Annotated in this window: 10 protein-coding genes and 12 pseudogenes; 9 read left to right on the forward strand and 13 right to left on the reverse strand. The window is 58.2% G+C overall.

Annotated features, from left to right (window positions below; translation table 11 throughout):
- Nucleotides 1-171: 171 nt before the first annotated feature.
- The 3 pseudogenes from MTX21_RS34320 to istA all read right to left on the reverse strand — a co-directional run bounded on the left by MTX21_RS34320 (nucleotide 172) and on the right by istA (nucleotide 3,782).
- A pseudogene (locus tag MTX21_RS34320) lies at nucleotides 172-1,326 on the reverse strand (IS3 family transposase).
- Nucleotides 1,327-1,453: 127 nt separating this feature from the next.
- Nucleotides 1,454-2,220 (reverse strand): annotated as a pseudogene (istB, locus tag MTX21_RS34325) (IS21-like element helper ATPase IstB).
- Nucleotides 2,156-3,782: pseudogene (gene istA / locus MTX21_RS34330) on the reverse strand (IS21 family transposase). The pseudogenes istB and istA overlap by 65 nt, the downstream one beginning before the upstream one ends.
- A 152-nt stretch (nucleotides 3,783-3,934) precedes the next feature.
- On the opposite strand from istA, the pseudogene MTX21_RS34335 reads away from it, so the two are divergent.
- Both MTX21_RS34335 and MTX21_RS34340 read left to right on the forward strand, forming a co-directional pair.
- Nucleotides 3,935-4,296, forward strand: a pseudogene (locus tag MTX21_RS34335) (transposase); the annotation flags it as partial.
- 354 nt (nucleotides 4,297-4,650) lie between these two features.
- Nucleotides 4,651-6,579, forward strand: a complete 1,929-nt coding sequence (locus MTX21_RS34340; RefSeq protein WP_280968922.1) for an aconitase family protein — start codon at nucleotides 4,651-4,653, stop codon at nucleotides 6,577-6,579.
- 331 nt (nucleotides 6,580-6,910) lie between these two features.
- On the opposite strand, the pseudogene MTX21_RS34345 reads toward MTX21_RS34340, so the two are convergent.
- The 4 genes and pseudogenes from MTX21_RS34345 to MTX21_RS34360 all read right to left on the reverse strand — a co-directional run bounded on the left by MTX21_RS34345 (nucleotide 6,911) and on the right by MTX21_RS34360 (nucleotide 11,987).
- A pseudogene (locus MTX21_RS34345) lies at nucleotides 6,911-7,255 on the reverse strand (hypothetical protein).
- Nucleotides 7,255-7,591: pseudogene (locus tag MTX21_RS34350) on the reverse strand (transposase); the annotation flags it as partial. The pseudogenes MTX21_RS34350 and MTX21_RS34345, both read right to left, overlap by 1 nt.
- Before the next feature lie 771 nt (nucleotides 7,592-8,362).
- On the reverse strand, nucleotides 8,363-10,363 hold the full coding sequence (locus MTX21_RS34355; protein WP_280968923.1) for a biotin carboxylase N-terminal domain-containing protein: 2,001 nt from the start codon (nucleotides 10,361-10,363) through the stop codon (nucleotides 8,363-8,365).
- Nucleotides 10,364-10,379: 16 nt separating this feature from the next.
- Complete coding sequence (locus tag MTX21_RS34360; protein ID WP_280968924.1) at nucleotides 10,380-11,987, reverse strand: carboxyl transferase domain-containing protein; 1,608 nt, start codon at nucleotides 11,985-11,987, stop codon at nucleotides 10,380-10,382.
- 1,205 nt (nucleotides 11,988-13,192) lie between these two features.
- Between MTX21_RS34360 and MTX21_RS34365 the strand changes: the two are divergent.
- The 3 genes and pseudogenes from MTX21_RS34365 to MTX21_RS34375 all read left to right on the forward strand — a co-directional run.
- Nucleotides 13,193-14,371: pseudogene (locus tag MTX21_RS34365) on the forward strand (2-isopropylmalate synthase); the annotation flags it as partial.
- Between the two features lie 242 nt (nucleotides 14,372-14,613).
- The gene (locus MTX21_RS34370) at nucleotides 14,614-15,504 is read left to right on the forward strand and encodes a LysR family transcriptional regulator (RefSeq protein WP_280968925.1); all 891 of its coding nucleotides are present in this window, start codon (nucleotides 14,614-14,616) and stop codon (nucleotides 15,502-15,504) included.
- A gap of 1,086 nt (nucleotides 15,505-16,590) precedes the next feature.
- Nucleotides 16,591-17,552, forward strand: a pseudogene (locus MTX21_RS34375) (IS481 family transposase).
- Between the two features lie 135 nt (nucleotides 17,553-17,687).
- Here the strand turns inward: MTX21_RS34375 and MTX21_RS34380 are convergent.
- From MTX21_RS34380 to MTX21_RS34395, 4 genes and pseudogenes are all read right to left on the reverse strand, one after another.
- Nucleotides 17,688-18,476 (reverse strand): class I SAM-dependent methyltransferase, encoded by a 789-nt coding sequence (locus MTX21_RS34380; RefSeq protein ID WP_280968926.1) that lies wholly within the window; start codon nucleotides 18,474-18,476, stop codon nucleotides 17,688-17,690.
- Nucleotides 18,477-19,218: 742 nt separating this feature from the next.
- Entirely contained in the window at nucleotides 19,219-19,572 is a 354-nt protein-coding gene (locus tag MTX21_RS34385) for a hypothetical protein (protein WP_280971331.1), read from the reverse strand.
- 651 nt (nucleotides 19,573-20,223) lie between these two features.
- The gene (locus tag MTX21_RS34390) at nucleotides 20,224-21,528 is read right to left on the reverse strand and encodes an IS4 family transposase (protein WP_280971332.1); all 1,305 of its coding nucleotides are present in this window, start codon (nucleotides 21,526-21,528) and stop codon (nucleotides 20,224-20,226) included.
- Nucleotides 21,529-21,840: 312 nt separating this feature from the next.
- Nucleotides 21,841-22,069, reverse strand: a pseudogene (locus tag MTX21_RS34395) (transposase domain-containing protein); the annotation flags it as partial.
- A 234-nt stretch (nucleotides 22,070-22,303) separates the two neighbouring features.
- Here MTX21_RS34395 and MTX21_RS34400 point away from each other — a divergent pair.
- The 4 genes and pseudogenes from MTX21_RS34400 to MTX21_RS34415 all read left to right on the forward strand — a co-directional run.
- Entirely contained in the window at nucleotides 22,304-23,485 is a 1,182-nt protein-coding gene (locus tag MTX21_RS34400) for an IS110 family transposase (protein WP_280970885.1), read from the forward strand.
- A gap of 371 nt (nucleotides 23,486-23,856) precedes the next feature.
- On the forward strand, nucleotides 23,857-24,948 hold the full coding sequence (locus MTX21_RS34405; RefSeq protein WP_280968928.1) for an IS4 family transposase: 1,092 nt from the start codon (nucleotides 23,857-23,859) through the stop codon (nucleotides 24,946-24,948).
- Nucleotides 24,949-24,955: 7 nt separating this feature from the next.
- Nucleotides 24,956-25,183 carry a hypothetical protein gene (locus MTX21_RS34410; RefSeq protein WP_280968929.1) on the forward strand — a complete coding sequence of 76 codons (228 nt, stop codon included), beginning with the start codon at nucleotides 24,956-24,958 and terminating at the stop codon, nucleotides 25,181-25,183.
- 128 nt (nucleotides 25,184-25,311) lie between these two features.
- Nucleotides 25,312-25,573, forward strand: a pseudogene (locus tag MTX21_RS34415) (transposase); the annotation flags it as partial.
- Between the two features lie 36 nt (nucleotides 25,574-25,609).
- Here the strand turns inward: MTX21_RS34415 and rpe are convergent.
- Both rpe and MTX21_RS34425 read right to left on the reverse strand, forming a co-directional pair.
- Nucleotides 25,610-26,202: pseudogene (rpe, locus tag MTX21_RS34420) on the reverse strand (ribulose-phosphate 3-epimerase); the annotation flags it as partial.
- Nucleotides 26,192-26,794, reverse strand: a pseudogene (locus MTX21_RS34425) (AAA family ATPase); the annotation flags it as partial. The pseudogenes MTX21_RS34425 and rpe, both read right to left, overlap by 11 nt.

The following is a 26,794-nucleotide window of genomic DNA, read 5'->3' on the forward strand; positions in this document are numbered from 1 at the left end:
GACGACCGGCCACGGGGGGACGGACCCGCCGGCAGCGATGTTCTAATACTTATAGCGCGACAATCTGTATGGGAAGCGCGCGACAACCAGGATGGCGGTGTCGCGGCGATAGAGATGGTCTCGGTTGTCTGAACAGCAATTCCGCGTCGATAAGTGGAGCTTCTGCCAGAGTTAGGCCGCCACGCGGAACGGCAGCGGGTTGAAGTAAGCTTGATCCGAGGTGCCGCGATCAAGGCTCGAGTGGGGACGCCGGCCATTGTAAAAGGCGAGGTATCGGCCGATCGAGGCAGGGGCGTCGGATACGGTGTCGTAGGCGCGCAGATAGACCCCCTCATATTTGACACTGCGCCACAGCCGCTCGACGAACACGTCGTCGCGCCAGGCGCCCCGGCCGTCCATGCTGATGGCGATGTCATGACTGGCGAGCACCCCGGTGAACGCGGCGCCCGTGACTGCGAGCCTTGGTCGGTGTTGAAGATGCTCGGCTTGCCGGGGCGCGCGAGAGCGTCCGCCACCGTCTCGACGCAGGATGCGGCTTCCATCGTGGTCGAGACGCGCCACGACAGCACCCGGCGGCTGAACCAGTCAAGCACCACCGCGAGATAGACGAAGCCGCGCGCCATCGGCATGTAGGTGATGTCCATCGCCCAGACCTGGTTCGGGCGTGTGATCTCGATCCCGCGCGGCAGATACGGATCGATCTTGTGCCCCGGTACGGGTTTGGTGGTGCGCCGACGGCGGTAAAGCGCCTCTATGTCCATCCGCCGCATCAGCGGTTTGACATGCCGGCGGACGCTCTTGCACCCGTCGGCAGCCAGCAGGTCTCGCAACATTTGCGAACCGGCGAAAGGAAAGTCCAATGCAGCCGGTCGAGCCGTCCCATGATCGCGAGATCGGCGGGCGCCACTGGGCGCGGTAGATAATAGACACTGCCACGGCTGATCTTCAAAACGTCCGCCTGTTTCGTGATCGGCAGGTCGTGCTCACGGTCGATCATCGCTTTGCGCTCGGCAGGCCGGCTTTGCTGAGCGCGCCTTCTAAAAAATCGCTCTCCAGCGTCAGCTCCCCAATCTTGGCGTGCAGCGTTTTCACCTTCACCGCGGGCTCGCTCGTTCTGTTGTCACCGCCAGCACCAAATACGTCGGCCGCCGCTTCCTGAAGCTGGGACTTCCACTGCGTGAGCTGGTTCGGGTGCACGTCGAAATGCTCAGCCAGCTGGGCCAGCGTCATCTCGTCCTTGATCGCGGCTAACGCTACCTTGGCCTTGAATGCCGGTGCGTGTTGCCGGCGGGTTCGTCTGCTCCTCGTCTCTCCTGATTCGCCAATCTTGCCCGCCGTTAGGCAGAAACTCCACTTATCGCCCTGTCCGGATTGCCGGAACCAGCTCTGATGATTGCCGCGATGATTGTCTCGCGCAAGAGTTTTGTTGGCTCTGATTGCGGCGGAGGGTCAATCAGCGATTGTTTTGGTGTGTCGCGTTTGACGGCGGGCGTCCAGGTCCGCGTTTTCGTTCGAGGGTGGTCCGCCTGCGATAACTCTCGCCGTTCATATCGACGATGGTGGCGCGGTGAACGAGGCGATCGATGGCGGCGAGCGTCATAGCGGGGTCCGGGAAGACCTAACCCATTCGCCGAAGGGCGGATTGGGCGCGATCAGGATCGAGCGCCGCTCGTAGCGTGCGCTGATGAGCTCGAACAGCACGCTGGTCTCGGCCTGGTCCTTGGTGACGTAGGGCAGGTCATCGAGGATCAGGAGATCGAAGCGATCAAGGCGCGGTAAATGGCGGCCTCGAGGTTGAGCTCGCGCCGCGCGGCCTGGAGCTTCTGCACGAGATCGGTGGTTCTGGTGAAGAGAACACGCCATCCATTCTCGATCAGAGCGAGGCCGAGGGCACTTGCGAGATGGCTCTTTGCGCCACCGGGAGGTCCAAACAGCAACAAATTGGCGCCCTTGCCCAGCCAGCCGTCGTCGGCGGCGAGCGCGGTGACCTGCGCCTTGGAGACCATCGGCACGGACTCGAAGTCGAGTTGTCGAAGGACTTTCCGGCTGGCAGCATGGGTCGACAAGGTGGCGCTCGATGCGACGGCGGCCGCGTTCAGCGATCTCGTGCTCGGCAATGGTGGCGAGGAAGCGGGCCGCCGGCCAACCTTCCTTGTCAGACTGCTCGGCGAATTGCGGCCACAGCACCTTGATGGCGGGCAGCCGCAGCTCGTTGATCAACAGATTGAGTCCGTGTTCGTGCGGCGTCTCCGGTCTGGCTGGCGCCGATGAGATACTCATAGCTGGCGAGCGGGGCAAGCTGCACCACGACCTGCGGCACACGGGCAGGATCGGGCGCGAAGTGCGCGCGCAGCCGTCCGAGGTCGGGGCAGTTCGCCGGCGTCCAGGTCGGCGGCGAGCTGACCGGCAAGTTCGGCCTCGCAGCCGCGCTCGTGCGCCAGCGCAAGCAGATCGACCATGAGTCGGCAGGCTTTCTTGTCCGGCAGCCGTTCGCGCAAGCGATCGAAGGTTCGGCGATAGGCATCGCGCGGGAACAGCCGATCACGGTAGACGAGATAGAGCAGCGCCATTGGCTTGCGCCGCGAGGAATGGATCACGTGTCGATAATCGACGACCTGGTCGTGCTTGCCGTTGGGATGCGGCCGCCCACGCGGCAGGGTGACGAGATGGGTGCCGCCGACGAACACGTCGAGACGATCGTCGTAAAGCCGCACCCGCAGCTGGTGGCCGATCAGGCGTGACAGCACGGTCTAGAACACCTTGCGCAAGGTAAAGCCGCCGCTGGACGTGACCCGGACCCACCTCCTCGTAGTCCGAGGTGCGGCGATCTGGCAATGCCTGCAGGGTGGCGCGCTCTTGATCGATCCGCTTGGCGTTGCGGATATTGCGGCGGCTGACGATCTCGTCGATGAAGCCGCGGTAGGCCACAAGATCATCGAAGTCGGCAGTGCCGCGCAACAGCAGCGCATCGGCGATCGTCCGCTTGAGATGGTCATGCGAGCTCTCGATCGTCCCATTCTCATGGGCGACGCCGCGATTATTGCGGGAAGGCTCCATGCCGTAATGGGCGCAGAGGTCCTCGTACCTCCGGGTCAGATTGTCCTGAGCATTCCGGTCCAGATTGCAGAAGACGGCCGACAGACTGTCGGTTCGATGCTCCCGTGGCGCGCCGCCGAGCGACCATAGAGCATTCTACAGTCCTTCGGCCAAGGCGACGAAGCTCTCGCCACCGAGCACGACATGGGCGTGCTCAAAGCCGGAATAGGCCAGCCGGAAGTGATAGAGGCGATGATCGAGCGGCACCTCCGCGATGCTGCCCCCGAGCTCGCCCATGTGGGTGAAGTCAGACAGGCCGACCTGACCCACGTCGTGGGTCTGGCGGAAGATGACTTCCTGCTCCGCGCCGTGGATTGCTCGCCAGGCGCGGATCCCGCGCTCCTGCGCGCGGCGGATTCCAGCCCCGAGCTCAGGGTGGCGTAACATCTCCTCGAAGATCGCGACAGCCTGCGCGCCGGGGCCGCCTTCAACATCGGCACGACCTCGGTCTCAAACACACTGGCCAACGGGTCCGGCCGGCGAGGACTGCGGGCGCCCTTCTTCTGCGATGGAAGGCGGGGATCCTTCTCGATCCGATAAGCGGTTGACGTGCTGAACGACGCCTTGGCGGCGGCTACCGGCGGGGTATCGGTCTGACGGTACTTCATGTAGAGCCTCATCTGGTGATCGGTAACGTGTCGGCCTAGCAAGCGAGTGATTCCTCTTGGCGGAAGAACCACTTGCATAACCAGCCGGCCGCGATCATCAGTCGGCGCGGCCCCCTGTGGACCGCGCCGGCGCCGGGACCGTAACTCCGGTCGGGCTACGCCCTCCCCTCGTCACGAGCCCGGCGAAGCTCTCTCATCCTGAACTGTCACCCTGATTGCCGCGCGACAATTACTCACGCGACAAGGGCGAGCATCCTCAGGGGCATCTGGCCCGCTATGCCGGCATCCTGCAGGCCGACGCGTAGGACGGGTACAACCAGCTCTGGCGGGACGCCAGCCTGGCCCGATCCGGGAGGTTGCATGCTGTTCGCACGGACGGCGCGCGTTCTATGCCATGGCGGACAGCGAAGAGAATGCCCGGCGCTAAGCCGCTGGCAAAAAGGAGATCCCGCTCTCGCCGATCGCGATCGAGGTCGTGAGGCGGATCGATGCGCTGTTCGAGATCGAACGCTCCATCAATGGCAAGAGTGTCGAGGAGCGCCTTCAGGTGCGGCAGACGCTGAGCCGTCCCTTGGTCGAGGAGCTTCAGGTCCAATGCAGGAGCGCGCCTCGGCGGCACGCGCAACGACACATCTTGAATGCGCCGACGAGTTATAGCGCCGGTACGTTCTGATCAATGGCCGAACACGATTGTAATACCGAGCTACTCCCTAAAAGCTGCGGACTCGACAGATCGTTGCACAAGCGCGAGTCGATAGTTAGCAGCGTCGAGCCGTCCAATTCATGCTTGCAGCGGCACGCCCAAAGCTTTTCGTAGAATGGTGAGGCGGCAAGCCGGATTTACGGTGCAGTTTCGCAATCCGTCTCTCGAGAAGAGGGGCTTCGTCATTTTCGTCGCGCCGATTTGCAGGTCTCCCGCTAAGCTTCGCTAATGAGCCACTCGCATATGCCCGCGGATAACCTCGTCCGCATCAATGGCCGCGTACTCTTCCTAACAGAAGATCCCGCGCTTGTTCTCGCGCAGCTAGATGGGAAATCGTTGAGCATAACCAGTGCCGGCAAATTGCGGGACAATATCTCGACCGATGAGATTACGCCGGTTACTGTGATGTTCTCCTTTGACGATAAGCTCGGACAATATCCCTACGTCGGCTTCGAAACCCGAGGCGAGCGACCGATCGGCGTTGATGACATACGCCGTGGAGGCTTTGCTGTAACGGTCGCGGGCCGGCGTTACGGAAAAGGCTCGTCGCGAGAATCGAGTCCTCTAGCCGAGCTTCACGCTGGCATACGTTTGGTCATCGCCGAGAGCTTCGAGCAAATCTACCAGCAAAACTGCGACAACCTCGGTATTCTCACGAGCACAAACTACTCGCTCATTGACAGCATAGAAGCGGGCGATCCGATTCCGATTGAGGAATTTCTTCAAGGGCGCGACGATCTAACCTGCCGCATAGTCCGGGCGGGTGGATTATTGCCCTACGCACGAGCACAGGTCTGGAAGCTACCTGTTGTTCAACAAGGGAATACAAACGCGGTTTCACCGAGAACACTGGTTGAGAAGATCCTTGAGCGCCACCTCCACCCGAAAACATGTCATCTTGAACCCGGCACCGGCATTTTCGTGAGTGCCGACTGGCGATTCAGCCACGACTACTTCACTGGAATGGCCGCACACTTCATGCACAGGGCCTTTGGTGAGCCGGCGCCGCTGTTTAACCCCGATCGCGTTGTCGCGTTTCACGACCATTTGGTTCTCGCGCATCAAAGTGTCACACATCAGCATGACGATTTGCTTGACGGTGTGGCCGAGCTGGAAGAGGGCCACCATCGATTTACGAGGCTATATCCTGTTCGATCCCATGAAGCTTTGCAGGACGGCACGGGTTCAGAAGGAATCTCTCACGCAATTATGGCGGAGCGGTATGCGCTGCCGGGACAAATCGTCGTCGGGACAGATTCCCATACCCCCCACTCCGGTGCCCTGGGATGTCTGGCTTTTGGCGTGGGCGCAACCGAGATGGCCAATAGCTGGGTTACCGGCTATGTGAGATGCAAAGTTCCCGAAACACTCCGTGTTGAGATCGATGGCTTACTTCCTCATGCGGTTACCGCAAAGGATATTGCACTCCATCTACTGCAGCAACCTGACATGCGCGCCGGAATGGGTATGGGTTGCGTCTTCGAATACTGTGGTTCCACGGTTCGATCGATGCCAGTGGACGAGCGCGCGACACTCACGAACATGGTCGCTGAGCTTGGAGGCTTCACGGGCATAGTCGCGCCGGACGAACAGACGGTAGCCTTCCTCCGGGACCGCCGCGAAATCGAGTTCCGTATCAAGCCATGGATGACCAGCGACGCTAATGCACGCTATCGCGCAAGGATTAGGGTTGAAGCAGGGGCGCTGTCCCCAATGATCGCTAGCCCGGGTGATCCTGGTAACGGAATTTCGGTTACACAACTGACCGCGCCAGTAAAGATCGACATTGCATATGGAGGATCTTGCACGGGGGGGAAGCGGAGCGACTTCGATGCATATCATGAAGTCCTTCGATGGGGTCTCGACCACGGCTTACGGGTCGCTGCCGAAACTACACTGTTCCTGCAGTTCGGCACTCTCGACGTCTATCAATATTGTGCGGACCGCGGTTTCCTCGAGACGTTTCGGCAGGTTGGCGCCGTCCTGCTCATGCCTGGCTGCGGTGCATGCGCTAATTGCGGGCCAGGCCAATCGGAAAATGCGGGGCAAGTGACCATAAGTGCCATTAACCGCAACTATCCAGGTCGATCAGGACCGGGCCAAGTCTGGCTGGCGAGCCCATACACAGTTGCAGCAAGCGCTATTCAAGGAAGGATCGCTCAATTCCAGTAGCGAGAACGCCACGAACGGCCATCTTCCGCATTTGGAACTACGCTCAGAGTGCGTGTCAATTGATTCAGGAGAACGTCATTATTTCGAAACTCGGGGATCAAACTCGTTCAAACATAGCTGAAAAGCCCTTGCATAGGCGTGCCACACATCTTATGCGGCAACGGGCGCAGTCGACCCGTTATGCGCGCTAGGGCAAGCTGGATACAGTCTTTCCTTCAACCACGGCAGGGATGTAGATGCCGTAACGGCCCCGCGCCCAGCAAGAGGCAAACCGTCCCCAGTAGATGATGAGATCACGATCTGAGTTCGCTCTAGCAGGCTGTTGAAGAACTCATCCGCGTTCGCAAACGAAGGCTGAGTCGTCGCCATTGTGGATGTAGAAGTGGCCGACGAGCCTGCCCGCAGTGCCGATCATAGCCCATCCGCGACCTCAAGACGGATCATTCTCGTCGTGCCCTTTCCATGAGAACTCGGCGCAGGCCGATCCGTCTCGCGCGCCGTAGCGGAGGTCGAGGAAGCCCTTGAGAGCCCCAAAGGAGATTTCGCCATCGGACTTGCCCTGGAAGGTGAGATGCGCCTCCTCGACGAGGTCGAGAAAGCCGTTGTCCCAGACGTCCATCTCGACGATGCGCCAGCGGCCGACGAAGGCCTTGGCGAAGCCGGGCACCTTGGCCATCAACCGGTCTCCGCGATCAGCTTGGGCAGCCGCACCAGATTGTAGGCGGTGGCAGCGAAGGTAAAGGCCCTTGCGACGCGATCACGGCCACGGAAGCTGGTTTTCTCTTGCCCGGCGACCGTTTTGATCCAGCCGAATGCCTCCTCGATCCGCTTGCGGATGCGCGGGCTGATGACATAGCCGGCCGTGCCGGGTCGTTCGTCCGTCAATCGCCGAGCTGCGGCCGCTGGTGTTCTGTGCAACATGCGGTGTGACGTTCATCGAGGGCAGCTCGTTGACGAAGTCTTCTGCGTCGTAGGCTTTGTCGGCGCCAAGCGTGATCGCTGTCGGCCGGTCGGCGGCGTACGCCGGTGGCTGACTTTTCACGCAGATATGCGACCTTTGCGTGGCGAGCGACAACGCTTCTCTCGCTATGACCGAGCGAGGGTTGGCCGCGGCATGCCATCCCACTGATCCACATGCAGCGCATCGTGATGGAGCTGCTGATAATCGGCTCGCCTCTCAATGCGCACCGGGCGCTCGAGTTGGATACGTCAACGCCAATGGTGCCGCAGCGAGAATTGCGGGTCGCGGCTATGGCTGGCCTTGAGAATAGCCGCCAAAGCGCTCCTGACGATGCGGGCGACCCGCGAACTCGTGTACCTTTCCACCGACATGGCCCATGTGCGGCGTTGCGCGCGGAGGGACACCTCTTCGGGTTCCCTTAACTTAGCGAGAGCCCGCGGGAGAAACCCGGTGCATTCGCGCAAAAGCCGTCGTCTCAGTGGCAGGGCCGCTGATGGGTTATCGGCTCACATAAAGATATACCCATGCGTACCGGATCTATTCACAGCCGTCATGTCATGCACGAAGTCGATGCCCATCCAGCTCGCTCGATAGCCCTCAGCTACTCGGCGCTGATCTATCCCGCGTTCCTTCAATGGGTCGGGTTAAGAGCCATCAGGATGCAGGCTATTTGACCTGAACTGATGAAGCAAATGGAAACGTTCGAGCGAGCCGCGTAGTGCTTCAACTCTGTTCAGCTCATCGAGCAAGACGGCGATCGTCATGCGGACGTGGTTCAAGCTTCCGAGCGCAAGACATTGCTCTCTGAAAGTCGTGAGTAGCTTAAACCACCAGAACCGGGTCGCGCTCGACGACGGCAACGATCGCGTTCCGATGGACAGTATCGCCAGGTTTGAAGTGGACTGCAGTCACGGTGCCATCCACCTCGCTTACAATGCGGAACTCCATCTTCATTGATTCCATGATGATCGCCGCGTCGCCTGCTTTCACGCGCGCGCCGACGTTGATGTTGACCTTCAGCACCACGCCCGTCATCGGGGCTCGCAGTTCGCCGCTAACTTCCGGAGTCGTATGGAGGTATTTTAGATAGGAAACTACGTATAAGGCGCGAGCCCGACGAGGATCGTGGACGTAGATGGCGTTGTCCCGTGGAAATATACGTACGATCTCGCGGCGTGAATTTATCGCGGCTATAAAACTGTCGTCACCGAGCGCCGACAGTCTCACTGCAACCTTGGCCTCATTCACGCCGATCAACATCCAGTTGTCGGCTTGCATCGGTGCGAAGCGGATCTCCGCGCGCTTTCCTGCGCTATCGAGATACAGGATGGGGATCGGCGCCATTCCGTCGTCGTCCGACGCCATGTGCCAGCCGGTCAGCTCCCTGGACAGCCACGGTCGTTTGGATCCAGTCTCCCGTTGACGCATCATCCAGAAATAGGCTGCCATCGCGAGCGTATCGGTGTCGCTATCATGGACCTCATTCGATCCATAGACCTGGTCATCAATGAAGCGCGTATGGAATGTTCCGTTCCTCGTCTCGGGTAACGCGATTAACCGTCCGAGGAACTCTCTGTTGGTTGTGACGCCGAAGATCGATGTCTCATTAAGCGCACGACGAAGCCGATCTAGTGCCTCGTTGCGAGTATCGGCATGCACAATGAGTTTAGCAAGCATCGAGTCATAGTAGGGCGTAACGATTGAACCACTTTCGACGCCGGTTTCGACGCGTATATCACCAGAGGGAAACCTGACGTGCGCAACCTCTCCGGTGGATGGCATGAAGCCGTCGTTCGGGTCTTCCGCGCAGATGCGAGCCTCTATCGCATGCCCGCGGCATATCACCGTTCCTTGTGCGATCGAAAGCCCGTCACCGGCTGCGATGCGGAGCATGAGCTCGACGATGTCCTTACCGGTAACCATTTCGGTCACGGGATGCTCAACCTGAATCCGGGGGTTGACTTCGAGGAAATAGTAGTCTGCGCCGCTGACGAGGAACTCGACGGTGCCGACACCCCGGTACTTGAGCCGGCGACCGAGCTGGACGGCATCCTCAAGCATGCGCTCGCGAAGCCTAGATGGCAGGTTGGGCGCCGGCGCCTCCTCGATCAGCTTCTGGTGACGGCGCTGGAGCGAACATTCGCGCTCGAACAGATGGATCACGTTTCCGTGGCCATCTCCCACGATCTGCACCTCGATGTGCCGGCCGCGCTGAATCAGCTTCTCGACGATCAGGCAGGCGTCACCGAAGGCATTCTTGGCTTCGCGCATCGCGGACTCAATTTCCTCGCGAATTCTATCAATAGATGAGATGACCCGCATGCCCTTGCCGCCGCCACCGGCTGCAGCCTTCAGCATGACCGGCAGCTCGAGTTGGCGGACTGCGTCTTCGATTTCGGCGGGATCCTCGCTGGGAGATTGGCAGCCGGGGACCGTGGCAATGCCAGCCGCAACGGCCTCGCGTTTCGCAGACGCCTTATCGCCAAGGCGTTTGATAGTGTCCGGCGTAGGCCCGATGAACACGAGGCCGGCACCTTCGACAGCGTGAGCGAACGCTGCGTTCTCGGCTAGGAAGCCAAAACCCGGATGAATGGCTTCGGCGCCGGTGGTCCTGGCGGCGGCGATCACGGTATCGATTCGCAGATAACTTTCTGAAGCCGGGGCGCCACCTATCTCGATTGATTCGCCAATGGTCTTGACATGCAAGGCGTCGGCATCCGCGGCGGAATGGACACCCGCCACCGCGACGCCGAGACGGCGGCAGCTGCGCGCAATGCGGCAGGCGATTTCACCCCGGCTGGCGATCAATATCTTCTTGAACACGGTGGAACTCCTGGGTCTACATCCGCAACACGCCGAAGTTGGTGTGCCGATGCGGAATGCGGCCGGCCAGATCGAGCAGCAGCGCCATCACCTGGCGGGTTTCAAGTGGATCGATCACCATGTCGCACCATGTATTGCGGGCGAAGTTGTATGCATTGGCGAAGTCTTCAAATGCGCGCCGAGTAGGGGCCATATAGGTCTCGCGTTCGGCGCTCGTCCAGGTTGTTCCCTCGCGCTTGTGGACCTTGTCCCTGACCATCTCGAGCGTGGTGGCCGCCTGGTCGGCGCCCATAATCGCGGAACGGGCATTAGGCCACATCATCATGGCGTTCGGCCGGAACGCTCGCCCGCACATTGCGAAGTATCCAGCGCCATAGGCGTTGCCAATTATCAGCGTGTACTTCGGCACGTTGGCACTGGCCATTGCAGTGATCATCTTGGCTCCGTTCTTGGTAATGCCGCCTTCCTCGGCCTCGTGGCCGACCATGAAGCCAGTGACGTCGGCCATGAACAGCATCGGAATGGCCCGCTTACAGCAGAGGTCGATGAAGTGCGTCGCCTTCAATGCGCTCTCGGAGAACAGCACGCCATTGTTGCAGAGGACACCGATCTCGAAGCCCATGATCCGCGCGAAGCCGGTCACTAGAGTGTCGCCATAGAGCGGTTTGATCTCGTGGAATTCGCTGCCGTCGACCAGTCGGGCGAGGATGTCGCGGTTGTTGGTGGGAACGCGAGGGTCCGAGCTGATCAGGCCGTAGATTTCCGCTGGGTCGAACAATGGTTCGTGTACGGGGGCGACCGTCCACCTCTGCCGGGGAACCTCGCCCAGATTGGCCACGATCTCACGAGTGATGGCAATTGCGTGCGCGTCATTCTCGGCAAGGTGATCGGTTACGCCGCTGATGCGACTATGCATTTCGCCGCCGCCGAGCGCTTCGCTTCCGACCTCCTCGCGCGTTGCCGCGTAGACGAGCTGCGGACCTCCCAGAAACATGGCGCCTTGGTTTCGGATGATAACCGTCTCGTCGCAGAGTGCGGGGATATAGGCGCCGCCGGCGGTGGAGGGGCCGTGCACAATCGCGATTTGCGGAATACCTTCGGCGGACATTCTGATTTGGTTATAGAAGATGGAGCCGAACTGGCCGTCATCGGGGAAAATGTTGGGCTGGTCGGGCAGGTTGGCACCTCCCGACTGGACCAGAGTTACGCACGGAAGGCGGTGCTTCCAGGCGAAGCGTTGAGCGCGGACGTGCTTCTTGCATGTGATGCCGTAATAGGTTCCTCCCTTTATAGTGGGCTCATTGACGATGATCATACATTGGCGTCTCGAGATCATTCCGACGCCGGTGATGATGCTGCCGCCGCCCGGCACACCCTCGTACATGCCTTCACCGGCCAGCTGGCAGAATTCGAGGAATGGTGATCCGGGGTCGATCAAGGCCGCGATGCGCTCGCGCGGCAAGAGCTGATCACGTGCCTTGTGAAGCTTGCGCGCCCGCTCGGGTCCGCCGATCGCAGCCGCGGCCCGGCGCCGCCGAAGATCGGAGATGCGGTCAGTGTAGGCGTCGCGGTTGCGGATGTATTCCTTACTCGAAGTGGTTACTTCTGATTTCATAATTGGCATTCCGGAGATCCTGGCAGCTGGACGACATTTCGCTTTCGATGCTCTTGCCGAATGTGAGAGCTTGGTTTCAGTGTGCTATGTTCCTGAGAGGTGCGCCGGCCCAAGAGCATCTCGCAGACACTCATCGGCAGACGACGTCCTCAAACTAGAACCATCATGGTGTCCCAGTTCAGTAGCTGAGTTGCGCTATTACAGATCCGATATGTCCGCGTAAGGAGGGAACCGCAATGCGGGGCCCTGATCGAGCGACTATCGAAGATCTTTATCGCCTAAGAGCGCAGATCGACCTATAAGGCGTTCAAACACCTTAGAGAGTGCCAGATCGACGCTGTCGCTGAGTGAACTCGATCGACCATCGTTGAGCGAACTGGTGCCTTGAAGTTCTCCGATAATTGTGGAGCCGCCTGATATGGGCGGCGGCTGCGAATTCTCTATGAAATGCGGACATTCTGGTCGCGATCAACTACCAATTCAAGCAATTGATCTTCGATCCCAGATGAACAGCACATAGTCGATGATCAAGCATGACCAGCCGGCAAGGGATCGGCATGCAATGGGAAATTACGGTTCGTCCTTGTCGCCGCCTCCGACGCGCCTCTCCACCGCGTGCCGAGCACGAATTTCCCTTCGTGATTTGTTGCATGGAAGAACGAACCCCGATCTCTGGCTGTTACCGCGACGTCTGTAGTGATATGGCCCCACCCCTGAATATGTACTTCAATGGCGACGATACAGCAGATCAGCGGCCATATCATCACGAAGAAAACGCTGGCAATCCAGGTCAGTAGTGCGAAGCACGCTGAAGTCTTTCGGTTCAATCGTCGGAGCATATGCACGGTGCTTTGCGGCAAGGTGGCTTTTTCTTTCTTATTCTTGCCTCTATGGCTTCGCTCGCCATAACTTAAATACGTAGTACCAGGTCGCCATCTGCTTGCTTGCCCGAATGGGGCAGAGCTAGCAACATTGGTAGTATGCGCCACAACGTCCGCATCGTAGCGTCCCTCAATAGCAAAAGAAGCGGGGCTCGCCATTAGTTGCGGAAGTAGAATTGAGGGGAGATGCGGTCGAGCGCACAATTGGCGCCTGGTGCGGCCAACGCCGATGCGGCGAGCCGGTGCAAGTTGGCGTGAAAGTGTTCTCTTGCAAGCTGAGCAGTCCTCGAGACTGTTTTCACAAAAATACAACTGACAAAGAAGGACGATACCATGACTTCTATGACGTCGTCGGCTGAGAAAGAAAGAATCATTGTGCTCGACACGACATTGCGTGATGGTGAGCAGGCGCCAGGAGCCACAATGAGCCTCGATGAAAAGCTCCAGATAGCTGAGACGCTTGATGAAATGAGGGTTGACGTCATAGAGGCGGGATATCCGGCCGCATCGGAAGGAGACTTTAAAGCGGTACATGCGATTGCCAAGCAAGCAAAATGCGCAGTCGTATGTGGACTTGCGCGGGCTAGGCTAGAAGATATAGATCGTTGCGCTGAGGCTATTAGGCCTGCAAAGCGCGGCCGCATTAGTACGTTCATTTCCACTTCGCCAATCCATATGACATGGAAGCTTCAGATGAGCGAGGAGCAGGTTTACGAGTTGGTAAGCGCTCAAGTAACAAGGGCGAGAACTCATACCGACGACGTAGAGTGGTCCTGCGAAGATGCGACGCGCAGCAAGCACGACTTTCTGTGCCGGTGCATCGAGGCGGCAATCAATGCCGGAGCGAGTACGATCAATCTGGCAGACACCGTTGGTTATTCCATGCCTCAGGAATACGCCGCTATGATTAGAATGGCTCAGGATCGCGTACCCAACTCCGATAAGGCGAAGTTTTCAGTCCATTGTCACAACGATCTTGGGATGGCAGTCTCGAACTCACTTGCCGGAATTTGCGCTGGCGCCCGACAGGTCGAGTGCACGGTCAATGGAATCGGCGAACGCGCGGGCAACGCATCTTTGGAAGAAGTCGTCATGGCCATTAAGGTTCGTAACGATATACTGCCTTACTGGACTAATATTGACGCTCAGATGCTTGCTCGCGCCTCCAAGCTAGTAAGCGAGGTGACCTCATTTCCGGTTCAGTACAACAAAGCGATTGTTGGCCGGAATGCGTTCGCGCACGAAGCCGGGATTCATCAAGATGGCATGTTGAAGAACGCCCGGACGTACGAAATAATGACACCGGAGAGCGTTGGTGTGGAGCGCGCGTCGTTCGTTATGGGAAAACACTCGGGTCGCCGTGCATTCGCACGGAAAATGCAAGAGCTTGGCTACGGGCACTCAGAGCATGTACTTGAACGCGCGTTTGTACAGTTTAAGGCGTTGGCAGATCGGAAGAAACACATCTCGGATGAGGACATTAAAGCCTTAGTTGCTGCTGAGCTGGCGGAGCGGTGATTCCGGGAAGATGCTGCAAGATAGTGCAGGCGGCTGCGGATTTGCCTGGACGGCAGTTGCGAGGTTTCACCGCAGTCGCCTAACTCAATTGGTGCCGGCGTCCAAATCGGACGAGCGTTGGACGCTCATAGGTTCATAGTTGCTCTTGCTCTGTCAGTGCGCAGCCTCGTAAATAACAGCCGACATCCTCGATTGCTCGCATGGTGCGCTTGTCAGGCCGATCATTCGCGCGGCGTATGGATATCCGTTCGCTTCAGCTGTTTGTAACCGTTTGCGAGTTGGGCTCGATTGGTAGGGCGGCAGATCGGGAATCGCTGGCGGTCTCCGCAATCAGTAAGAGGCTTACTGACCTGGAGGCGGTCATCGGCGCGCAGTTGCTCTATCGTCATACAAGAGGCGTAAACGTTACACCTGCTGGTGAGGCACTCCTCCATCACGTGCGTGCCATTCTGCTTAACATCCGAAAGATGCAGATCGATCTCAGCGAGTATGGTGACGGTGTTCGAGGACATGTCAGGATTCAGGCCAACCTTTCGGCGATTATTCAGTATCTTCCGGAAGATCTCGGTACCTTCCTCATTTTGCAGCCAAAAGTGAAGATCGACGTAGAGGAACATCTCAGTGTTCACATCGTTAGAGCCGTCGCCGAGGGCGCCGCGGACCTTGGCATCTGTAGCTCGAGTATAATTCCGGCGTCCCCGGGCTTGGAAACAGTCCGCTATCGAAATGATGAACTCGTCTTAGTGGTGCCGCGGAAACACGCGCTTGCGCGGCAAAGTACGGTGTCCTTCGGCGCGACCTTGGCCTTCGACCACGTCAGCTTGCATAAGAACAGCTCGATCGCGCTTGCTATGCGCGATGCGGCGGCCGCTGCAAACCGCCACATCCAGAGTAGCATTCAAGTAACAAGTCCACATGCAATGTGCCGAATGATTCAAAACGGCTTGGGCGTCGGGATCATGCCCCGTCGAGCATTCAACTTTGAGCGGAGTGTGGGCGACCTTGTATGTGTAAAGCTTCGAGAGCCCTGGGCTATGCGCAGTCTGAACCTTGTATCAAGAGACTTCGCTGGGTTGCCGCTCACTAGCAGGCAACTGGTCGATCATCTTCGATCGTCAGATAAGTAGCACTGCTGTCCTAGCGTAAGAGAAAGTCGATGAAAGGTCAGCCGGCCCGGCTTGTTCGAGCGCATCCACCAACGCCATCGGTGGCTTCTCGGGTTGTCGCAGCAATGCCGGTGCCCAATGAGGCGGACGAGCGCTAGCCACCGACTGGAAGCATCGACGAGATGCCCCGATGTTGGGACCACGTGCTTAGTTGGAAGGGGCTGCTCCGTTTGACAGACGGAGCGCATGCGTCGATGGCGGTCTTGCGTGAACGGATGCAGGCCGCGAAGGCTGTGGACATGGTGGACCACGCTGACGCGTTGACCACATACCCACAGCAACTGCAGCAGACAGAGTCTCTGGCAGCGTGATAGAAAGGATCTGGAGAACCGGTTGAAGCAGTCCCGTTTCGCGGGTCCATCTCACCCGTTGATATCAGCTCGTATCGAGTCGTCCGCCAAGAACCTCGATTTTAGGCTCGGAAGGTCGACGCCCGAGACCGACGCTGGCGAGGATTTGGAACAAGTGCTGTTCGAACTCGTCAGTGCACGTACTAGCGTCGTTCAATGCTGATCACCGCCACCAGCCGTTTGCCGAATGGACAAGGTCCTCCCGGGTGCCAAAAGATGACCACGGCTGCTCGACCGATTGACCGGTCACCGCGACATTGTCGAGTCCGGCTACGATAGCTGTCGGTTCAAGAACCGAGATGACCATCACGCCACCGCCCGAAAGCCCGCGTGATTTTGCACTGCATCTGGGTCGACGGCACATCGTTCGAATGGGGACACGCGAAGACGGCCTGAACTTCTCTTACAAGCTGCTGGTCCCGTCCGCCGGGCCAGCGATGTGCCGCTGGGACGGTGGTCGTGGTGACCCCGTTCAATTGGCTGGTGGCGGCCCCTCCGCACGTCGCTACACACGTTGAGGCACTCGATCCGAACACATCTTGAGGCGCTCACGACCTCGCAAAGCACCATGAGCCCGGCTGCGTCATCAACCCCACCACGCTTAAGCCGTTAACGAGGGCGATTTACGAAATCCCGCTAGGTGTTTAGTCCCGAGCTTCGATGGTGCATCCTTGTCGCACGATTCGAAGGGTGCGCTATGGGACAGAGTTTACACGGCTGCGCCACCAGGACGGAGGCAGTCCGTCGAGCAATACAAAATGGTCAAGAGAGCCTGAGAGCACTCGCCAAGCGCTACGGCATCAATCAGAAAACTGTCGCGAAGTGGAAGCAGCGCGAGACCGTCGCCGATCGTTTGACAGGACCTAAGGAAGCCAAGTCGACAGTCCTTTCCATCGAGGAGGAGGCGATCATCGTCGCTTTCCGGCGACATACGCTGCTGCCACTCGACGATTGCCTCTATGCGCTGCAGCCAACCATCCCGCATCTGACGCGGTCATCCCTGCATCGCTGCCTCCAGCGCCACGGCATCAGCCGATTGCCGGAGGTTGAGGGCAGCCGGCCTTCGAAGAAGAAGTTCAAGGCTTATCCGATCGGCTATTTCCACATCGACATCGCCGAGCTACAGACCGCTGAAGGCAAGCTCTACCTCTACGTCCCAATCGATCGCAGCAGCAAGTTCGCCTTCGTGCAACCGTCAGGAAGACGGGAAGGACCTCAGCCTCGGCTTTCCTACAAGCTCTGATTGCGGCTGTCCCCTACAAGATCCACACGGTTCTCACCGACAATGGGATCCAGTTCACCTTCCCGCCGCGCTATGCGGACGGCCCGACGGCAAGATACGTGACGCATATGTTCGATATGCGATGTCAGGATAACGGGATCGAACATCGGCTGATCAAGATCAAGCATCCCTGGAGCAATGGCCAGGTCGAGCGCATGAACCGCACGATCAAGAAAGCGAGACCGTCCAACGCTACTATTACGATCGACACGATTAGCTCGAAGCTCACCTTGCCGACTTCATCACCGCCTACAACTACACTCGGCGGCTGAAGACCCTGAAGGGCCTCACACCCTACGAATATATATATACGCAAATGCTGGACGTCCCAGCCAGAACGATTCAAACTCAACCCGCTCAGCAAATGCCGGGACTAAACACCTAGGCGGTCGTCTCGCCATCCGCGATCGCTCCGCCTCCGCAACCAGCTCGGACGGAGTAATTGCTCCCCGCGCGCCACTGAGAAAGAATGGTACCATGACAGCCCCCCTAATTAACGGGCGGATTGACAGCTAAGGCCTATATCCGAGCAACGTCGTATGGTGACCTCGTTCCACAAAGGAACCAGATGGTGAATAGGACAGTAATAAGCGACGCATACGTGTCGTAAACTCGCCATGACGAGCTCCGAGAGTGCCTGGGGCGGCCAAGGAGCTTGAATAGAGGTAGCCAAGAAGATCATCAAGGCACCAGTGATGCTCGTAATAGTGACGAAGTTCTGTGATTTCGCTAAAATCGGAGGCGCGAAGCACTTCTCGAGAGGGAGCCACTATAGGCCGAACTGCTCCAGGACCTGCCGGAAAACTTCCTCCCCAGAACTCCTTGATGTCGCTCATCATCGCAGCGTACCATTCTCCAGGTTCCGACCCATCCCGCTCGCGATTGGTGATCACAACGCACCCTTCCGGGTTAAGCAATTGGGCGAGCTTTGCCAGCACTTTGATTTGATCCATCCAGAGAAAGGAGCCCGCGACGGTTGCGATATCAAATGAGGACGCTGGTTCGTCTATGTCTTCGGATCTCGAAACTACAAAATCTATATTCTTCGCTCCTGCGGCTTCCGCCGCTCGTTTTCCCTCCTGAACCATTTCGTCACTTGGATCGACGAAAAGCACGCTCGCAACCGAGCGCGCCAAGGGAATAGCGACCTGCCCCGTGCCTGCACCTAAATCGAGGGCACGAGTTCTGTTGGAGAGGTTGCAAAGCCGGACCAATGATCGAAAGAAGTCTTCTGGATAAGTTAGCCCGTGCCGCGCGTAGTAGGGCGCTGCACCACGATACAGTTCACTCGCCACGATCATGTCTTCCCTCCTAGGTGTCCTCTTGCCGAACGCTTTGAAATGACAATCCACTAGCACGAGGCACGGCGACCGGTAGGTAACACGGGTCCTTCATGTAGAGTATCTACTAACGTTGGTAGTTAGTCGCGGCCGAAAGCTTGTCGGTAGGATTGACCAACACCGCGCCCAAGCCCTCACATTCACTAGATGCTCGATCTTGGGCATGTGGTCAACGCGTCAATGTCCCCCATGTCCAAGGCAACTGCAGCAGACAGAGTCTCTGGCACCGTGATAGAAAGGGTCAGGAAAACCGGTTCAAGCGGTCCCGCTTCGCGGGTCGATTTCACTAGCCCCCCGAATCCTGATAGGTGCATTCTTCTGGTCGGCTTGTTAAACCCCGCCAGTTCTCGCATCGAGTAGCCCACTGCACTCTCACTGGCACATGTTGGTGCGGCGTGTCGTATCGTTCCCGTTCGTGGAAGCGAATGGAACGATGCCCGCGCTACTCTACTGTATGGTCAAAAGGATTTTGGAATGAACGAACGTCCCCGCCTGCTGGACGCGGCGCTTCGGCAGCTATGTCCGCCGCGATAGGAGAACGTCGAATCGTTTCTGTCGGTTTTTTCTAAAGCACAGCGCTTACGAGCCGGAAGATCGAGTAGACCGCCATGCTTCGATGAGCGCCATAATGAGGCACTTAACATGGCAATCTCCTGCTTCAGGCAGCAAGTCACAAAGGGAAATTCGAACAAGGCCGATGCAGTCACTGCCTGCTTCTAATCTGCAACTGCGTTAGCCAATTTTGAAAAAGGCCTCGTTTTTTGAGGAGAAGACTAACATGGGCGATCCTATCCAATTCTGGAATAAGGGAGGCGAAGCATTCGCTAGGGTGGCTAGCCATCCAAACTCCTTTTTCGCGCGGCGAACTGCCCTTGTCGCGGAGTTCGTCTCCGGCCATATCTCGCCAGGGCGAATGCTTGATATCGGTTGCGGAGCAGGCCAGCTCTGCTTTGAGCTTGCGATGCACGGATTTGACGTGTACGGAACCGATCTGTCCGCAGTGCAGATCGAAATGGCAATCCAACGCGCACGCGGACTCCTCGATGCTCCGGATCATCGGTTCCGGTTGTGCACACCTAATCTATTACCTTTTGAGGAGCACTTTGACCTCATTACCGCCATTGGAGTTATGCCCTACGTGGAGGATCACTCGCGCTTTCTCCAGCGCTCGCTATCACTATTAAAGCCGACCGGCATGTTCGTTGCATCGTCTACGAACCCACTAAGTCTCTTCACATTGATGGCTGTGACCCGCCACGTGTGGTCGTTTCGGCCAAACCGAGCTTGGTTTTCAGTGCTTGCAAATCTCGTACAAACGGGTTTGTGGTCGGGTACTTGCGTGGATCCTCGGACAGCGCGCCAGTGCGGAAGCGCGGCTGCTCTGGATCGGCTCTGCGAAGAGTCCGGATTAACAATTGTTGGAGCGTTGGATCTATATAACGTCGTCTGGAGTTTGTTGGATCGATCACCTTTTCAAAGAAGACGACTCGGTCGGATGCTGTCCCGACATCTCGGGTGGAATCATATTGGAGCTTATCGGCTACGCAAACGTTAGCAATGTCTCAATCAGATTGTAGCGAACGTAGGCGAAACTGACGACCACTGGCAATGACAAGCTTGGGCTGGTTCGAAGCTTCAGCTAGTTGATTACCTTAGATTAAGATAAAGCACGGCCGAAACCGCACTGCGTACGCATCCGGCGAAGCTTTCAATTACCCACAAATTCTCCTCCGACCATGGCGCCCAGCGCGATGTCGGTGAGGCGTGACAGCCCGCGCCACATGACGGTATTGCCGGGCGGCGGATCGCTGGCGCGGGCGAGATAGCCGCCGAGCCGGGCGATCTTGATCAGATAGTGCGAGAGCGTTTTCTGTCTTGCTTTTGGTTTGTCGTTGACGAGGCGATCGAGCACGCCGATTTCAGTCGCAGTCAACGCGAGGGTTGGCGGCGCGTCTGGGGCGGAACGGTTGAGCATCGTCATCCAGAAGACCCGCCAACTCAGGATGCAGAAGAGCGAGATCAGATTGGTCAGACGCTGGGCGGTCCTAAGCTTCGACTCCTCAGCTTTGCAGCCCGATTTGAGGATCTTGTGGAACACCTCGATCTTCCATCTCAAACCATACCATTCGAGCTTCTCAATGACGTCGGTGCGGGAACCAACAGGCAGGTCGGTGATCAGCTTCCAATCGATCTTCTTTCTGTTTTTCGGCGTCCCGCGCTCTTCGGCATGGATCACTGTCAGGGTCAGAGCGGGATAGCGCTTCTGCTTTCCGATCGGCGGCAGGACGCGAATCTTGCGATACCTGATCTCAAGAACGGCCTGGTCGGGATCGCCGTTGCTGTCTCTGACTTCGATGCGATGGAGCCCTTTGACGGCGACCTCGCCCATTTCGTCGGCGATCGTGTGATCCCCGTCTCCAGCCAAGCGGTCGACGCAGGTCCTGATCAGGAAATGAGTGCCGATCTCCTGTGCTGCGCAGAAAAGCTCGTAGATGTCACTCTCGCGATCACCAACATGGATGCATCGTCCCGGATGATCCAAGAGTTGCGTAGACTGCTTGAGATTTTCCAACCACCGGACGCTTTCCTTTTTCTCGATGGGAATCCGGGTCGGATTGATCTTCTTTTTAAGCGCTGCCGTCCCCTTGAATTTCTTCCGAGTCCAGAACTTAACGGCCGCCAACCCCAGCGGCACCCCCTCGATTGTAACCGCGAGGCTCGAATGCATCAGGATGCCGCAAACCGTGTGCGATCTGAGGCGACCCGCCTTATCCCGTCCACTGTTTATGCTCTTGGTGATGCCGATCGCTTCTGACTTCTCACGTTGATAGCTGAACTCGGTTGTATCGTGCAGCACAAGAACAAGACCGTCAGTGGCGGCGGCACGATCACGTGTCGATTGGAAATGGCCGGCCAGAATGTCCGCTTCGCTGACCCGGTCATTAGAGAAGAAGCGGTAGGCTGCCTTGGTATTCGCCCAATCCTGGCAGACGAGCGGAATGCTTTGTCCCATGGCACTTCCAATCTGCTGAGCAGTTTGCGGAATCTGTCGCCGAGGCGCGCGTCCCTAAACCCTCCACTACTCTCTCGATCAATCCAACATTCACCTTCCAAGGACCGCAAACAGCCTTTTGCCGATCGATCCCTTAATGTCAGCCGCATAGAGCACCCCCCGCGAATCAGGTGCTCAGAAAGGAATCAAAAGTGATTCTTTCGATTTAAGATTTCGCCGATCAGCGGATCAGCTCGAGTGGTCAAAGTTATGGGTAATTGAAAGCCGGCGAAGGCCTTTGGCTAGGCCGTTTTGGCGGAAGGCTGATCGCACTTAAGCGGCGTGAGCGACGCGTTGAGGCTGCCAATTCCAAGGCAGCAGGTCGTCAATGCGTTTGGCAGAGTGATCCGGTAGGCGCGCCAGCACGTCGGCAAGCCAAGCCTGCGGGTCGATGAGTCTGTAGATGGCAGCCGCACGCCGGCCGCCCTCATCGGACCCGGCGAAGGTCCAATCTTTTTCTGCCCACGGCGACCGTCCGTAGCTCACGCTCCGCAGCATTGTTAAAGGGCATGATGCTGTCGACGCCTCGTTTCCGGGTTAGCTTACCAAGGCCGGGATAGAGGCGTCTGGAGCATGAAACGGTGGCAGGCCGTCCTGTCCATGAGCTGCGAGCTCGCGTTGTTACTTGGCCGCCCCCTACGACTTGCCCGGCTGCGCTGTGAGCGCGGATCCGTAGATGTCGTGCAAGCCCCACTGGCTCCGAAACAAAGGAGAACCAAGCATGAGAATCGTCGGCATGGACATCCATCGATCCTTCGCCCAGGTCGCTATTCTGGAGGACGGTGTGATAACCCGACAACTCCGCGTAGATCTTGTCCACGATAGACTTGTCGCGTTCGCCAAAACACTCAGCCGAGAGGATGAAGTGGTCATCGAGGTGACGGGCAACAGCGCGGCGGTCGAACGTCTTCTGCGCCCGCATGTTAAGCGCGTCGCGGTCGCCAACCCGAGGCTTGTTCGAGCGATCGCCTATGCGCGGATCAAAACGGATAAGATCGATGCTGAAACCCTGGCAAAGTTGCATGCTGCCGGTTTCTTGCCTGAGGTCTGGGTTGCCGACGAGGATACCTACGGCCGCCGGCGCCAGATAGCGGAGCGCGCTGGCGTCTTGGCGCAGATCGTCAGAATTAAGGGACGCATGAAGGCAATCCTACATGCCAATCTCATACCGCCCTACAAAGGCCACCTCTTCGGCAAGTCCGGGCAACGTTGGCTCGAGAGTCTGCCTCTTCCACCGGAAGAATATGCGATGCTCCAGCGTCTGATCGCGGAACTCGAACGCGTGACAAAACAGCTGTTGGAGATCGACAAAGTCGTGGCGCAAGAGGCTCTGGATGATCCACGGGCCCTCAAGCTGATGACGATTCCCGGCGTGAGTTCGGTCGTTGCTTCGACTGTGCTGGCTTCGATCGGCGACATCGCACGCTTCCCGTCACCGGATAAGCTAAGCAGCTACTTCGGTTTGACCCGTCGGATTCGACAATCGGGAGAGCACCCGGCAAGGCATGGTCGCATCTCGAAACAGGGTAATCGTGACGCCCGCAAGATGCTGGTTGAAGCGGCCTGGTCAGCCAAGACGGCGCCAGGGCCGCTGCGGGCCTTCTTCAACCGCATTCAGAGGAAGCATGGGCCTGGAGTCGCGGCCGTCGCAACGGCACGTAAGCTCGCAGTGATGATCTGGCACATCCTGACGACCGGGAAAGATTATGCTCACGCGCGCCCAGCGTTTACAGCGATGAAACTCCGGAAGGTGGCACTCAAGGCTGGAGCGCCCCGTGCCTATGGCAAGGCTGGCCCGGGTCGGGACTACTGGATCAAGGAACTCCGCGAGCGGGAAGCTGGCTACGTCGCACGCGTCGAGCAGGCGTACGAGCGGATGGTGGCGGCCTGGAAGGAGAAGCCAAAAAAGTTGTCATGAACTGACGGGAGAGCTTCTCAACACCATCCGTCGACATGCAAAGCCGTCCGTCATCAAGGAAGCGGCTAAATACATCCCAGCGACTGAGGCGTATCCGTCCGGTGAATCTTTCAATTATCCATAACTTTGACCACTCGGGCTGATCCGCTTATCGGCGAAATCTTAAATCGAAAGAATCACTTTTGATTCCTTTCTGAGCACCTGATTCGCGGGGGGTGCTCTATGCGGCTGACATTAAGGGATCGATCGGCAAAAGGCTGTTTGCGGTCCTTGGAAGGTGAATGTTGGATTGATCGAGAGAGTAGTGGAGGGTTTAGGGACGCGCGCCTCGGCGACAGATTCCGCAAACTGCTCAGCAGATTGGAAGTGCCATGGGACAAAGCATTCCGCTCGTCTGCCAGGATTGGGCGAATACCAAGGCAGCCTACCGCTTCTTCTCTAATAACCGAGTCAGCGAAGTGGACATTCTGGCCGGCCATTTCCAATCGACACGTGATCGTGCCACCGCCACTGAAGGTCTCGTTCTTGTGCCGCACGATACAACCGAGTTTGGCTATCAACGCGAGAAGTCAGAAGCGATCGGCATCACCAAGAGCATAAACAGTGGACGGGATAAGGCAGGTCGCCTCAGATCGCACACGGTTTGCGGCATCCTAATGCATTCGAGCCTCGCGGTTACAATCGACGGGGTGCCGCTGGGGTTGGCGGCCGTTAAGTTCTGGACTCAGAAGAAATTCAAAGAGACTGCAGCGCTTAAAAAGAAGATCAATCCGACCCGGATTCCTATCGAGAAAAAGGAAAGTGTCCGGTGGTTGGAAAATCTCAAGCAGTCCACACAACTCTTGGATCATCCGGGACGATGCATCCATGTTGGTGATCGCGAGAGTGACATCTACGAGCTTTTCTGCGCAGCACAGGAGATCGGAACGCATTTCCTGATCAGGACCTGCGTCGACCGCTTGCCTGGAGACGGGGATCACACGATCGCCGACGAAATGGACGAGGTCGCCGTCGAAGGGCTCCATCGCATCGAAGTCAGGGACAGCAACGGCGATCCCGACCAGGCCATTCTTGAGATCAGGTATCGCAAGATTCGCGTCCTGCCGCCGATCGGAAAGCAGAAGCGCTATCCCGCTCCGACCCTGACGGTGATCCATGCCGAAGAGCGCGGGACGCCGAAAAACAGAAAGAAGATCGACTGGAAGTTGATCACCGACCTGCCTGTTGGTTCCCGCACCGACGCCATTGAGAAACTCGAATGGTATGTGAGATGGAAGATCGAGGTGTTCCACAAGATCCTCAAATCGAGCTGCAAAGCCGGGGGATTCGAAGCTCAGGACCGGCCAGCGTCTGACCAATCTGATCTCGCTCCTTTGCATCCTGAGTTGGCGGGTCTTCTGCATGACGATGCTCAACCGTTCCGCCCCAGACGCGCCGCCAACCTTCGTGTTGACTGCTACTGAAATCGGCATGCTCGATCGCCTCGTCAAGGACAAACCAAAAACAAGACAGAAAACGCTCTCGCACTATCTGATCAAGATCGCCCGGCTCGGCGGTTATCTCGCCCCGCCAGTGATCCGCCGCCCGGCAATACGGTCATGTGGCGCGGGCTGTCACGCCTCACCGACATCGCGCTGGGCGCCATGGTCGGAGGAGAACTTGTGGGTAATTGAAAGCTTCGCCGGAGGATACCAATAATCTGCTCTTTCGTGAATCGTGCTCGCTTCATCTGTCCGTCCTTCTTTTGACCTGAGGCCGGAAAACTGGACCATTTTTGGCTAGAGTTTTCGCTGCCGAATCCCCTCGGCTGGGAGGAGCGGATACCGATGAAGGCCTCGAGGTGTTCGGACGCCCAGAAGGCGTTTATCCTGAAGCAGGGCAACGACGGGATCCCGGTTGCGGATATCTGCCGCAAAGCCGGGATCAGCCAGGCTGATCTATTTCAACTGCAAGAAAAAGTACGACGGACTGCTGCCGACCGAGATGCGCCGGTTGAAGCAGCTCGAGGACGAGAACACCAAGCTGAAGAAGCTGGTGGCGGACCTATCGCTCGACAAGGAGATGCTGCAGGACGTGATCCGCCGAAAGCTGTGAAGGCTGGTCGGAAACGCAAGCTCGTCGACCCGAACCCGCGACGAGCGTATCGGCGCCAGCGGCGGCAACCGCAGCAGCATTGTCGCGCGTGACTCCGTCATCGACCTCGAGCCGGATCGGCCGGTCGCCAATCATGCTGCGAACAGCCTGATCTTCCCGATCTGGGAGTCGAGGAAGGACTAGCCGCCGAAGCCTGGATTGACCGTCATCACCAGCACGAGGTCGAGACGATCGAGCACGTATTCGATCGCGCTCTCTGGCGTCGCCCGGCACAGGCTGACGCCGGCTTTCTTGCCAAGGGCGCGGATTGCCTGGAGCGAGCGGTCGAGATGCGGACCTGCTTCGGCATGAACCGTGATGATATCGGCACCAGCCTTGGCGAACGCCTCGAGGTACGGATCAACAGGCGCGATCATCAGGTGCACGTCGAAGATTTTCGATGTCACCGGCCGGATCGCTTTGATGACGTCGGCGCCAAAACTGATGTTCGGCACGAAATGTCCGTCCATCACATCACAATGGATCCAGTCGGCACCGGCTGCGTCGATCGCTGCGATCTCCTCGCCGAGGCAGGCGAAATCCGCCGCCAGGATCGAGGGAGCGATGATGATCTCATTGGTCATACTTTGCACTCCGTGCGTCGGCCCCGCCGCTGAAGACGCGGCTCGCCAACACATCGGCGGCATCGACGGTTTCGAGATCTGCGACATCGAGCATGCGATCGAGATCGGACACCAGGCGATCGGCCTGCCGCAGGCGGATGCGGTCCACAACGTTGCGGATCGAGCGCGCATTGGAGAAGAACGGCTGGCTCCGGCGCAGCGCGATGTACTTCTCGAATGCCTCCCGTGCCGCTGCCGAGAACCGATAGCCGCGCTCCTTCAGCATCAGCTCGGCGATGACGAGCAGCTCGGATTCGGCATAGTCAGGAAATTCGATATGGTGGGCGATGCGCGAGCGGAAGCCTGGATTGGAGGCGAAGAAGGTCGTCATCCGCTCGCCATAGCCGGCGAGGATTACGACCAGATCCTCGCGCTGGTTCTCCATCACCTGGAGCAATATCTCGATCGCCTCCTGGCCGTAGTCGCGCTCGTTGTCTGGCCGGTGCAGATAGTAGGCCTCGTCGATGAACAGCACGCCTCCCATCGCCTTCTTCAGGATCTCCTTGGTCTTCGGCGCGGTGTGGCCGATATATTGGCCGACGAGATCGTCGCG

The organism is Bradyrhizobium sp. ISRA430, from assembly GCF_029909975.1.
Lineage (GTDB): Bacteria > Pseudomonadota > Alphaproteobacteria > Rhizobiales > Xanthobacteraceae > Bradyrhizobium.